This is a genomic window from Geodermatophilus sp. YIM 151500 (genome assembly GCF_025716945.1).
In the GTDB taxonomy this organism is placed as follows: Bacteria; Actinomycetota; Actinomycetes; order Mycobacteriales; family Geodermatophilaceae; genus YIM-151500.
The window spans coordinates 94,347-106,374 of the sequence record NZ_JAOVZT010000003.1; the positions used below are offsets into that span (position 1 = coordinate 94,347).

A 12,028-nucleotide genomic window follows, 5' to 3' on the forward strand; every position below is an offset into this window, starting at 1 on the left:
CATCCCGGCTGCCACAGTGCGGCCGTGAGCGCCGCACCCCCGACCAGCGCGCTCCCGGCCGACCGGGCGCTGCGGCGCGAGCGGCTCGGCTGGTACTCCTACGACTGGGCGATGTCGGTCTTCAACACCTCGGTGGTGACCGTCTTCCTCGCCCCGTACCTCACCTCGGTCGCCGAGGCGGCGGCGGACGCCGACGGCCGCATCCACCCGCTGGGCATCAGCATCCCGCCGGGCAGCTTCTTCGGGTACGTGCTGTCGCTGTCGGTCGCCCTGCAGGTGCTCGTCCTCCCCCTCACCGGCGCGCTGGCCGACCACACCGGGCACAAGCGGCAGCTGCTGGCCGGGCTGGCCGGGCTCGGCTCGCTGTGCACGACGGGGCTGTTCTTCGTCGCCGACGGCCGCTACCAGCTGGGCGCGTCGCTGTTCGTCGTGGCCAACCTCAGCTTCGGGGCCGCCACCGTCGTCTACCACAGCTGGCTGCCCGACCTGGCCGGCCCCGACGAGCGGGACGCCGTGTCCAGCCGGGGCTGGGCGGTCGGCTACCTGGGCGGCGCGCTGCTGCTCGCGGCCAACCTGGTGCTGTTCACCCGCTACGACGCCCTGGGCCTCACCGAGGGCGAGGCGGTGCGGATCTGCCTGGCCTCGGCGGGCGCCTGGTGGGCCGGCTTCACCGCGGTGAGCGTCGCGCTGCTGCGCAACCGGCGGCCGCGGGAGGTCGTGGCCGGCCCGGCGGGCGCCGTGGCGGGCAGCTTCCGCCAGCTGGGGGCCACCCTGCGCGACCTGCGCCGCTATCCGCTCACGCTGTGGTTCCTCGGCGCGTACCTGCTGTTCAACGACGGTGTGCAGACCGTCATCGGCGTCTCGGCGCAGTACGGCGCCGAGCAGCTGGAGCTGGCGCAGACGACGCTGGTCTCGGCGATCCTGCTGGTCCAGGTGGTGGCGTTCTTCGGCGCCCTGGCGCTGGGCCGCATCGCCGCCCGGGTGGGGGCCAAGCGCACGGTCCTGGGCGCGCTGGTGGTCTGGACGGGCGTGCTGGCCGCCGCGTACTTCCTGCCGGCCGGCGCCGCGGCGCAGTTCTACGCGCTGGCCGTCGTGATCGGGTTCGTGCTCGGCGGCACGCAGGCGCTGTCCCGGTCGCTGTTCAGCCAGCTGATCCCGCCGGGCAAGGAGGCGGAGTACTTCGGCTTCTACGAGATCAGCGACCGCGGCACGAGCTGGCTCGGGCCGTTCCTGTTCGCCGTCACCTACCAGCTCACCGGGTCGTACCGGTACGCGATCTTCAGCCTGATCTTCTTCTTCGTCGCCGGCGGTCTGCTGCTGGCCCGCCTGGACCTGCGGCGGGCCGTCGTCGCCGCGGGCAACGTCCCGCCGGAGCGGCTGTGACCGGACCGACCACCCCGCGGTCGGCGGCGGCCGGTGTCCCGGCGCCGGCCTGGGTGCCGGCGTCCGGGGACCGGCGGCGCCATCCGGCGCCGGCGCACCTGCGCTTCTTCCACGGGCCGATGGACTGCGGGAAGTCGACGCTGGCGCTGCAGGTCGACCACAACCAGAGCCGGCAGGGCCGGCACGGGCTGCTGCTGACCCAGGGCGACCGGTCGGCGGCTCCGCGGATCAGCTCCCGGGTGGGGCTGTGCCGCGACGCGGTCGACATCGACGCGGCCACCGACCTGCGGCTGCTGGTCCGCGACCGGTGGGCCGCCGGGCACCGCGTCGACTACCTGATCGTCGACGAGGCCCAGTTCCTGCAGCCGGGGCAGGTCGACCAGCTCGCCGAGCTGGTCGACGAGTCGCACGTCGACGTGTACGCCTTCGGCCTGACCACCGACTTCCGCGCCCGGCTGTTCCCCGGCACCGGGCGGCTGCTCGAGCTGGCCGACGACGTGCAGCGGATCCAGGTGGAGGTGCTGTGCTGGTGCGGCCTGCCCGGCCTGCTCAACGCGCGCGTCGTCGACGGCACGATGGTCCGCGAGGGGGCCACGGTCGTGGTCGCCGACACCGCGCCCACCGGTCCGGCGGGCGCCGTGGACTCCCCCGCCGTGCGGTACCAGGTGCTCTGCCGCCGGCACCACGTCCGCGGCCAGCTCGGCCCCACCGCGGCGGGGCCGGGTCAGCTGTCCCTTCCCTGACCCGTGCGGGGTCACCCCGCGGAGGGGCGCCCGCGCGCCGGATGCCACCCCATGCGATGATGAGCAACCAATTCTGCGGAATCTTCCCGCGAACTCTGTCGTTGGTTCCTCTGACTCCCGTGCGGCGTGGGTATGCCCTGCCGGACGCCGAGACACGACCGACACGCGATGCACGAGAGGACGGTGTGCCATGGGCGAGCGTTCCCTGCGCGGCAGCCGACTGGGTAGCGTGAGCTACGAGACCGAGCGGAACACCGCGCCCATCGAGCGGCAGTACGCCGAGTACCGCTGCCCCTCCGGGCACCTGTTCACGGTCCCCTTCGCCGACGACGCCGAGCTGCCCGACACCTGGGAGTGCAAGTTCGACGGGTCGGCCGCCAAGCTGGTCGGTGGCGCGGAGCCCGCGCCGAAGAAGGTCAAGCCGCCGCGGACGCACTGGGACATGCTGCTCGAGCGCCGGTCGGTCGAGGACCTCGAGGAGGTCCTGGCCGAGCGCCTCGAGGTGCTCCGCGGGCGGCGCACCCGGGCCAGCTGACCCGCGCGAGGACGCACGAAGGGCCCCGGTGGAGATCTCTCCACCGGGGCCCTTCGTCGTGCTCGGCCCGGAACGCCGGCCCGCGGCCCGCCCTGTCCCGGGCCGACCTCCCGGCCCGTGCCGACGCGCTCAGGACGATGCGGCTCAGGACGATGCGGCTCAGGATCATGCGGCTCAGGACGACGGACGGTGGTGCGGCGCGTCGACGACCTGACCTTCGACGACCTGACCTTCGACGACCTGACCCTCGACGACCTGACCCTCGACGACCTGACCTTCGGCGACCTCGCCCTCGACGACCCGCGGCGTCTCCCGGCCCGCCGCGGCGGCGGCCGGGTCGTGGTCGCGGACCTCGGCGGCGCGGGCGCTGTGCACGCGCACCGGACCGCGCAGCGCGTCGGGCAGCCGCGCGGCGACCGCCCGGCCGACCAGGCCGCGGACCAGGCCCCGGGTGCCCGGCAGCAGGCAGAGCAGGCCGACCAGGTCGCCGACGAAGCCCGGCAGCACCATGAGCAGCCCGCCGGCGGCGACCAGCCCGGTGTCGCCGAGAGCCCGACCCGCCGGTAGTCCCGAGCGTGTTCGCTCGCGGAGCTCGGCGAGCGCCCGGCTGCCCTGGCGGGCCAGCAGCGCCCAGCCCACGGCCGTCGTCGCCAGGGCGGCGAGCAGCGTCCAGCCCACGCCGATCCAGGCGGCGACCAGCACGAACACGACCGCCTCGACCAGGGCCAGCAGCCCGATGAGCAGGCGTACCCGTCGTCCCACGAGGTCCTCCGTCCTCAGCAGCCGCGCGGGGCGGCGGGGGCGGGCCTACCGGGCCACGCCGGACCGCCCGCCGTCGCGGACCCGTCCGGGCACGGGACGGCGGACCAGACGCGGCAGCCGGTCGGCCAGCCGGTCACGCAGGGCCCACACGGTGACCCGTGCCAACGCTTCTCCAACGATCGAGCCGCTCATCTTGCTCCTGCCGAACTCCCGCTCGGTGAAGGTGATCGGCACCTCGCGCACGCGTGCGCCGTTGCGCCAGGCGCGCCAGGCCCAGTCGACCTGGAAGCAGTAGCCCTGGCTGGCGACGTCGTCGAGCGGCAGGCGGTCGATCAGCTCCCCGCGGACCACCCGGTAGCCGCCGGTGGCGTCGGCGAGCGGTAGCCGCAGCGCCCACCGCGTGTACCGGTTGCCGGCGCGTGAGAGCAGCAGCCGGTGCAGCGGCCAGTCGGCGACCCGGCCGCCGGGGACGTACCGCGATCCGAGCACGAGGTCGGCGTCGTCGAGCGCGGCGAGCAGCTGCGGGAGCTCCTCGGGCGGGTGGGAGCCGTCGGCGTCCATCTCGACGAGCACGTCGAAGCCGTGCGCCCGGGCCCAGGTGAAGCCGGCCAGGTAGGCCCGCCCGAGCCCGGTCTTGGTGGTGCGGCGCAGCACGTGCACGCGTGGATCACGGCCGGCGAGCTGCTCGGCGAGCGTGCCCGTGCCGTCGGGTGAGCCGTCGTCGACGACCAGCGCGTGCGCATCGGGTTGGCTGGCGTGCAGCCGGTCGAGCACCCGGGGCAGGCTCTCCGCCTCGTTGTAGGTCGGGAGGATCACCAGCACGCGCGCGGCGGGCGTGGCCGGATCGCTCACCTGGACGCGTCCGTCCCCGCCGGACGCCCGCCGCGCGTCCGGGCGACGGCGGCGGCGACCGCACCCAGCCCGAGGGCGGTCAGCGCCCACTCCGGGGCCGCGCCGACCCGCTGCGCGACGGTGGTCGAGTCGCGGGAGGCGATCCGCTCGACGAGGACGGCGGGCTCGAACAGCTCGGTGCGCCGGACCACCGACCCGTCCGGGGCCACGACCGCCGAGATGCCGCTGGTGGCGGCGATGGCGACGGTCCGGCCGTGCTCCACGGCGCGCAGCCGGCTCAGCGCCAGCTGCTGCTCGCTCTCGTCGGTGAAGCCGAAGGTGGCGTTGTTGGTCTGGACGACGAGCAGGCCCGCCCCGGCGCCGACGACGTCGTGCACCAGGCCGTCGTACACCACCTCGAAGCAGATGAGATCGCCGAGCGGCACACCGCCGACCTGCAGGAGGCCGACCTCGTCGCCGGCGGCGAAGTCGCGGCGCACCCGGTCGACGTCCGCGCTGAACAGGCGGAAGAACGAGCGGTGCGGGATGTACTCGGCGAAGGGCACCGGGTGCCGCTTGACGTAGGTGTCGCCCGGGCCGGTGTCGGGGCCCCACACGATCGCGGTGTTGCTGATGAACCGCCCGGGGCCCTCCACGACGGCGCCGACGAGCACCGGCGCGTCGACCGCCTCGGCCGCCCGGTCGATCTGCCGGGCGGCGTCGGAGTTGGCGTACGGGTCGATGTCGGAGCTGTTCTCCGGCCAGATGACCAGGTCCGGCTGCGGTCGGTCCCCGGCCTCGACCGCCGCGGCGAGCTCGAGCGTGCGCTGCACGTGGTTGTCGAGCACGGCGCGGCGCTGGGCGTTGAAGTCCAATCCGGCGCGCGGGACGTCGCCCTGGACGACGGCGACCGTGGCGGCCGGTCCCCCGGCGGTCAGCGACGCGCCGGGCAGCGGCAGCCAGGCCAGCGCGCCGATCGCCGGCACGGTGGCGGCACCGGCGAGCGCGACGGCGACCGGGCGGACCGGGACGGCAGGGCGCGGCGTCCCGGGGCCCTCCTCCCCGGGCCGGGCGCGGGTGAGCGCCAGGACGGCGGCGGCCAGCAGCGTGCCGGTCAGCGCGACGGCGAAGGTGACCAGCGGCACGCCGCCGTAGGCGGCCAGGGCGAGCAGCGGCCCGTCGGTCTGGCTGAACCCCAGGCGGCCCCACGGGAACCCGCCGAACGGCGCGCGGCCGCGCAGCGCCTCGGCCGCCACCCACAGCGACGCGGCCCACAGCGGCCACCCGGGCAGCCGGGAGGTCAGTGCCGTGGCTGCACCCAGCAGCGAGACGTACAGCGCCTGGCTGACGGCGAGGGCCAGCCACGGCACCGGGCCGACGTAGATGCCGGTCCAGCTCAGCAGCGGGACGAAGAAGGCGAGGCCGAGGACCAGCCCCGACCAGGCCCCGGACCGGGCCCGGCGGCCGTGGACGGCGACCGCGAGGGCCGCCGGGCCGAGGGCGGCCAGCGGGACCAGCGACCAGCCCGGGAAGGCGAGGAAGAGGGCGAGGCCGCCGAGGGCGGCGACCACGGTGCGCCAGAGCCGGCGGGACCACCAAACGGCCGCCGGCGGGGGCGGGATGCCGGTCGGTGCGGGCGTCGTCGTCGGCGTGCGGGATGCCTCGGGTGCGGGGGCCGGCGTCCGCCCGGGGTGCACCGGCGCCCGCTCTCCTGCCGGCACGCGCCGCCTCCCCGCCGTCCGCCCGGCCGCGCCGGTGTCCCCGCCCCGTCCCGGTCGGACGGGGTCGCCGACCGCGGCCCGTGCCGCGGTCTGCGACCCAGCATCCCACCCCGCGCCGCTCGGCCGGACCGCTGAGCGGCCGCGCGACGGCGGAGGGCGTCCCTCCGGTCGGCGACGGCGGCTGCCCGCGCCCCGGGCGCGCCCCGGGGCCGGACGGCCGGCCGCTGGCGGCGGCCGGCGCGCTCGTTGTCCGATGGCGCGGCGGAGAGCGGTCCCCGCCGGGTGACCCGCCCGGACCGCCGGCGCGCCACCGGCCTCCCCGGCCCGGCTCGTGTGCGGCCGCGCCGCCGAGGGCGCGGGCCGCACCGGCCGGGAGGCCCGCGCGACGCGTCCGGAGGGCACGGGCGGTGCTCCCGGAGTGGAACTGCAGGGACTGTAGGAACGCTGGGCATGCGGCGCGGTACTTGCGGTGACTCCGGGCCCGACTGTGATCCGATCGTTACCGGTCGGTGGAGGGCGCCGGGTCAGGGGACGACGAGGGTCGCGGTCGCCTCGACGACCGTGAGCGGCTCGTCGAGCACCCGGGCGGCCGACGCACCCCGCTCCGGCTCCGCGCGGGCGACCACGCGCGCGGTGCAGCGCAGCTCGCGGCTGCGCCGGCCGATGCGGGTCACCTCGCAGGCGGCCTCCAGCACGTCGCCGGCCCGCACCGGACCGAGGAAGCGGACCTCGGAGTACCCGGCCAGCAGCCCCTCGTCGCCGTCCGTGCGGATCGCCACCTCGGTGGCGACGTCGCCGAAGAGGCCGAGCGTGTAGGCGCCGTCCACCAGGTCGCCGCCGTAGTGGGCGTGCGCGTACGGCACGTACCGGCGGTGGATGACGGTCAGGCCCAGGCGCGGGTCGTCGGTCATGCGGGGAGCCCTTCCGGCACGAGTGCGTGGACGAGGTAGCTGGCGACCTCGCCGGGCGTCGTCCCGCGGCCGAAGACCCTGTCGACCCCCAGCTCGCCGGCCGCGCCCGGGTCGAACCGCGGTCCGCCGACCACCAGCAGCGGCCGCCGCTCCCCCATCGCCTCGCGGAAGGCGGCGGCCAGCTCGCGGGTGTTGCGCAGGTGCGCGTCCTTCTGGGTGACCACCTGCGAGACGAGCACCGCGTCGGCGCGCGCCGTCCGCGCCCGGGCGACCAGCTCCGGGACGGAAACCTGCGCGCCCAGGTTCGCCACGCTCATCTCTCGGTAGTACTCCAGACCCTTCTCCCCCGCGAAGCCCTTGAGGTTGAGGATCGCGTCGATGCCCACGGTGTGCGCGTCGGTGCCGATGCAGGCGCCGAGCACGACGAGCTTGCGGCCGAGCCGGCTGCGGATGGCCAGGTTCACCTCCGACGGCGACAGCAGCGGGTAGGCGCGCTCCTCGACCGCGACCGCGTCCAGGTCGACCAGGTGCCGCACGGAGCCGTAGACGACGAAGAACGTGTACCCGTCGCCCGCCGTCCCACCCCCGCCACCGATCCCGTGGCTGTGCACCACCATCGCCGGCTCGAGGCCCATCTTCCGCGCCAGCTGCAGCGCGGCGCCGTCCGCCTGCGGGCCGGGCGGGACGGGCAGCGTGAACGAGACCTGCACCATGCCGTCACCCGTGGTGTCGCCGTACGGGCGGATCACCGTCCCCTCAGGCATCGGCCGGCTCCCTGTCCAGCAGCGCCAGCGCCGGGTTCCAGGCGCCGGCGGCGAGCCGGACGACGCCGTCCAGCCCCTTGCCGCCGTCCGGCGGTCGCCGGGTGATGCCGAAGGTGCCGTCGGCGATGGCCTGCAGCAGCCCGCCCTCGTGCGCGGCGATCTTCTCCAGCAGCTGCACCGCCTCGGTGAGCACGGTGTGCGCGCGGCGGTCGATGAAGCCGCCCGTCGGCGGCGCGAAGTCCTCGACCAGGCCACCGGCGGCGTCGAGGACGTAGCGCACGTTGCGCAGGGCCAGGTCGCGGTCGGACAGCCACGGGGTGACCACGGCCTCGGTCATCATGCCGACCAGCAGGATGCCCTGGCCGGTCAGCGCCCCGGCCAGGTTGAAGAAGCCGTCGAGCAGGTAGCCGCGGAACACGTCGCCGGTCATGTGCTTGGTCGGCGGCATCCACTTCAGCGGCGCGTCGGGGAACAGCGCGCGGGCGAGCATGGCGTGCGCCAGCTCCAGCCGGAACGACTCCCGCCGGTCGGGGTCGATCTCGAACGCGTGCCCGAGGCCGAGCTGCCAGTCCGCCAGCCCGGCCTCGTGCGCGAACCGCTCGTTGAGCAGCTGGCTGACGGTGACCGTGTGCGCCTCGTCGACCGCGTCGGCGGTGGTGAGGTAGTTGTCCTCGCCGGTGTTGATGATGATCCCGGCGCGGGCGTGCACCATGCGGCTGAACCGCTGGTCGACGAAGGTGCGCTGCGGGTTGATGTCGCGGAAGAGGATCCCGTACATCGCGTCGTTGAGCATCATGTCCAGCCGCTCGAGGCCGGCCAGCACGGCGATCTCGGGCATGCACAGCCCGGACGCGTAGTTGGTCAGGCGCACGTAGCGGCCCAGCTCCGCGCTGGTCTCGTCCAGCGCCGCCCGCATCAGCCGGAAGTTCTCCTGGGTGGCGTAGGTGCCGGCGTAGCCGGTGCGGGTCGCGCCCTCGGGAACGAAGTCCAGCAGCGACTGCCCGGTGGAACGGATCACGGCGATGACGTCGGCGCCGGCGCGGGCGGCCGCCTGCGCCTGCGGGATGTCCTCGTGGATGTCGCCGGTGGCCACGATCAGGTAGATCCACGGACGGCGGGGCGGATCGCCGTGCGTGGCGACCAGCTCCTCCCGCCGGCGGCGGTTGGCGTCGATGCGGGCGATGCCCCGGGCCACGGCGGTGCGGGCCGCCGCGCGGGCGCGGTCGGCGTCCGCGCCCTCGGGCAGGGTGAAGCGGGCCGTGCCCGCGCCGACCTGCTCGGCGAGCGCCTGCAGCGACGGCGCCGTCCCGGACGCCAGGGCGTGCCAGACCGGCAGCGCGACGCCGTGCTCGAGGCCCACCTGCTCGCGGACGGCGTCCACCACCCGGTTGACCCACGGCACGGTGTTCTCCGTCCCTCCCCCACCGGTCAGCGGATCGGTGCCGGTCAGCCCGGCCAGCCGCAGCACCGCCCGCTCGACCGACACGGTCGTGTGCCGCCGCGCCAGCTCGACCACCGGCTCCGCCGCCCGCGCGGCCAGTTCCCGCGCCCGCGCCACCAGCAGCGGGTCCAGCTCCAGCCTCGGCGTCATCGCGCTCCCTTCCGAGTTCGCCGGATGGTCCCGTCCGGTGCGGGGGCCGGAGGCCCGCCGGGTGGGACGCCGCGGCTCAACGCAACTCCTCCGGCACCCGGCCGCGGTGTCGCCCGGAGGGCGACGGTGGACGTGGTTCGCCCGCGACGAGGAGCAGGCGGCAGGACGGCGTCGCGCGCGCGGCGAGGACGGCGGACAGCGGCTCCGTCGTCGCCCACAGCGCCAGGTCGGCCGGGGCGCCGACGGCCAGCGACCCGTCGCGGTGCCCGGCGCGGACGGCGTGCCAGCCGCCGCGCGTGGCCGCGTCGAAGGCGTCGCACGGCCGCATGCCCGCCCCGGGCGTGCGGTGGTCGACGGCGGCGTGCACGCCGCCCCACGGGTCGAGCGGGGTGACCGGCGCGTCGCTGCCCAGCGCCAGCGCGACCCCGGCGTCGGCGAAGGCACCGAACGGGTTGCAGCCGGCCGTGCGCGCCGCGCCGAGCCGCTCGACGTACATCCCGCCGCCCCCGCCCCAGGCCGCGTCGAAGGCCGGCTGGACGCTGGCGACCATCCCCCACCGCCGCATCCGGTCGATCGCCGCGCCGTCGGCCATCTCCACGTGCTCCAGCCGGTGCCGGCAGGCCCGTACCGCATCCGGGCCGAGCTCCTCGACCACGGCGCCGACCGCGGAGAGCACCTGGCCGACGGCGGCGTCGCCGATGACGTGGAAGCCGGCCTGCACGCCGGCGGCCGTGCAGGCCCGGACGTGCTCGACCAGCTGCCCGGTGTCGAAGCGCAGGGCGCCCGCGGTGCCCGGCCGGTCGTCGTAGGGGGCGCTCAGCGCCGCGGTGTGCGAGCCGAACGCGCCGTCGCAGAACAGGTCACCGCCCGCGCCGGCCAGGCCGAGCTCGCGGACGACGTCCAGCCCGCCGCGCTCGGCCAGCTCGCCCCAGTAGCCGACCACGCGGGGGCCGGGCTGCTCGCCGGCCAGCGCCAGCAGGCCGGCGAGGTCGTCGACCCCGGAGACCTCCGGGCCGGCCATCTCGTGCACCGTGCCGATGCCGAGCGCCGCAGCGGCCTCGAGGGCGGCCCGCTGCGCGGCGCGCCGCTGCCCCGGGTCGACGGCGCCGTAGGCGGCCCGCCGGACGGCGTGGTGGGCGTCCAGGCGCAGCTGCCCGTCGGGCGCGAACCCGGGCAGCGCGGCGACCCCGGGCACCCGGTCGAGCAGCGCGGTGGACACGGCGGCCGAGTGGACGTCGACCCGCGCCAGGTAGGCCGGCCGGTCGCCGACGACGGCGTCCAGGTCGTGCCGGGTGAGCGCGCGCCCCTCGGGCCAGCCGGTCTCGTCCCACCCGGTGCCCAGCACGATGCCGGACGGCGCGGCGGCCGCGTGGTCGGCGACCGCGGTCACTGCGTCCCGAAGGCTTGAGCTCGAGTGCAGGTCGAGACCGGTGAGGGCGAGTCCGGTCGCCGTGGCGTGCACGTGCGCGTCGACGAAGGCCGGCGTGAGCAGCGCCCCCTCCCCCGCGACCACGTGCCCGTCGGCCGGCGCCGCGGCGGCCGGGCCGAGCCAGGCGATCCGCCGGTCGACCACCCGCACCGCCCAGCCGCGCCGGTCGCCGACCGTCACGTCGCGGACCAGCATCAGCGCACCCCCGGATCGCCGGCGGACGCGGAGCGCACCCGGGGGTCGATGAGCGACCGCACGCCCGGTGTCCGCCGGTAGAGGTCGAGGGCCAGGTCCGCGTGCCCCGGCGCGTAGCCGTTGCCGACCAGCATCGTCACGTCCGCCGCCATCCCCTCCGCGCCGAGCGCCGCCGCGGAGAACGACGTCGCCATGGAGAAGAAGACCACGGTGCCGCCGCCGGCCGTCGCCAGGACCGCCCCGTGCTCGGCGCCGGGCGCGTCGACGCAGACGACGGTGACGTCGGCCGGCCCACCGACGGCGGCCAGCACGGCCAGCGGGTCGGTGGCGTCGGCGACCACCACCCGGTCGGCCAGGCCCGCAGCGGTCAGCGCGGCGGCCTCGGCGCCGTCGCGCACCAGCCCGGTGAGCCGGGTCGCACCGGCCGCCCGCGCCGCGGCCAGGCTGAGGCAGCCGGACTTGCCGGCGGCGCCGAGCACGGTCACCGACCGCGCGCCGGCGCGCTCCACCACGCGCGCGGTGGCGGCCGGGGCCCCGCAGACGTCGAGGACGGCCAGCGCCACCGCGTCGGGCAGGTCGTCGGGCAGCGCTGCGGCGATCGAGCGGGCGAACAGGATCGCCGTCCCCTCGGCCGGCACCTGCTCCGACCGGCCGTCCCAGCGGCGGAGGTCGTCGGTGATCCGCAGCGGGGTGAGGGTGAGGGAGACCAGCGTGGCCACCCGCTGCCCGGCGGCCAGGCCGAGCGGCGACCCGGACCCGACCGCGTCGACGGTGCCGATCAGCATGCCGCCCGAGCCGGTGACCGGGTTCTGCATCTTGCCCCGCTCGCGCACGATGCCGAGCACCGCGGCCCGCACGGCGTCGCCGTCCCCACCGCAGGCCTCGGAGAGCTGGCGGAAGGACGCCGCGTCGAGGTTGAGCCGCTCGACGGCGATGCGCACCTCGTCCGGGCCGATCTCCGGGGAGGGGTCCAGCCGGTGGGCGGCCTGGGGCAGCACGCCCGGCGGGTCGAGCACGCGGTGCACGCCCAGCGCCCGCTCCGGGATCCGCTCCACTTGTCCTCCTCACCCGTCCGTGCAGGAGAACCTATCGCGCCGAAGACGAAACGCCGAAGATTCTCCCGTAGAGTGGCCCGAGCAGGTGAGAACCGTCGCGCAGCGGCC

Annotated in this window: 11 protein-coding genes; 3 read left to right on the forward strand and 8 right to left on the reverse strand. The window is 76.3% G+C overall.

The features are described 5' to 3' along the window. The first annotated feature begins 24 nt into the window (after positions 1-24). The 3 genes from OF117_RS06915 to OF117_RS06925 all read left to right on the forward strand — a co-directional run bounded on the left by OF117_RS06915 (position 25) and on the right by OF117_RS06925 (position 2,661). Positions 25-1,383 carry an MFS transporter gene (locus tag OF117_RS06915; protein WP_263552082.1) on the forward strand — a complete coding sequence of 453 codons (1,359 nt, stop codon included), beginning with the start codon at positions 25-27 and terminating at the stop codon, positions 1,381-1,383. After that, on the forward strand, positions 1,380-2,126 hold the full coding sequence (locus OF117_RS06920) for a thymidine kinase (protein ID WP_263552083.1): 747 nt from the start codon (positions 1,380-1,382) through the stop codon (positions 2,124-2,126). The genes OF117_RS06915 and OF117_RS06920 overlap by 4 nt, the downstream gene beginning before the upstream one ends. Before the next feature lie 190 nt (positions 2,127-2,316). Further along, on the forward strand, positions 2,317-2,661 hold the full coding sequence (locus OF117_RS06925; RefSeq protein ID WP_091322337.1) for an RNA polymerase-binding protein RbpA: 345 nt from the start codon (positions 2,317-2,319) through the stop codon (positions 2,659-2,661). A gap of 174 nt (positions 2,662-2,835) precedes the next feature. Here the strand turns inward: OF117_RS06925 and OF117_RS06930 are convergent, their stop codons facing one another. The 8 genes from OF117_RS06930 to OF117_RS06965 form a co-directional block, all read right to left on the reverse strand. Continuing rightward, positions 2,836-3,423, reverse strand: coding sequence for an FxsA family protein (locus OF117_RS06930; protein WP_263552084.1), 588 nt, complete (start codon positions 3,421-3,423; stop codon positions 2,836-2,838). A 45-nt stretch (positions 3,424-3,468) separates the two neighbouring features. Next, positions 3,469-4,275 (reverse strand): polyprenol monophosphomannose synthase, encoded by an 807-nt coding sequence (locus tag OF117_RS06935; protein WP_263552085.1) that lies wholly within the window; start codon positions 4,273-4,275, stop codon positions 3,469-3,471. Continuing rightward, positions 4,272-5,975 (reverse strand): apolipoprotein N-acyltransferase, encoded by a 1,704-nt coding sequence (gene lnt / locus OF117_RS06940; RefSeq protein ID WP_263552086.1) that lies wholly within the window; start codon positions 5,973-5,975, stop codon positions 4,272-4,274. The genes OF117_RS06935 and lnt overlap by 4 nt, the downstream gene beginning before the upstream one ends. A gap of 524 nt (positions 5,976-6,499) precedes the next feature. Next, a complete protein-coding gene (locus OF117_RS06945) occupies positions 6,500-6,886 on the reverse strand; it encodes a hotdog fold domain-containing protein (RefSeq protein WP_263552087.1) in 387 nt (128 codons plus the stop codon). Beyond that, positions 6,883-7,650, reverse strand: a complete 768-nt coding sequence (locus OF117_RS06950) for an OAM dimerization domain-containing protein (RefSeq protein ID WP_263552088.1) — start codon at positions 7,648-7,650, stop codon at positions 6,883-6,885. The genes OF117_RS06945 and OF117_RS06950 overlap by 4 nt, the downstream gene beginning before the upstream one ends. Continuing rightward, positions 7,643-9,241, reverse strand: a complete 1,599-nt coding sequence (locus OF117_RS06955; protein WP_263552089.1) for a lysine 5,6-aminomutase subunit alpha — start codon at positions 9,239-9,241, stop codon at positions 7,643-7,645. The genes OF117_RS06950 and OF117_RS06955 overlap by 8 nt, the downstream gene beginning before the upstream one ends. 76 nt (positions 9,242-9,317) lie before the next feature. Then, the gene (locus tag OF117_RS06960; RefSeq protein WP_263552090.1) at positions 9,318-10,865 is read right to left on the reverse strand and encodes an amidohydrolase; all 1,548 of its coding nucleotides are present in this window, start codon (positions 10,863-10,865) and stop codon (positions 9,318-9,320) included. Then, positions 10,865-11,920 carry an L-erythro-3,5-diaminohexanoate dehydrogenase gene (locus OF117_RS06965; RefSeq protein ID WP_263552091.1) on the reverse strand — a complete coding sequence of 352 codons (1,056 nt, stop codon included), beginning with the start codon at positions 11,918-11,920 and terminating at the stop codon, positions 10,865-10,867. The genes OF117_RS06960 and OF117_RS06965 overlap by 1 nt, the downstream gene beginning before the upstream one ends. Positions 11,921-12,028 lie beyond the last annotated feature (108 nt).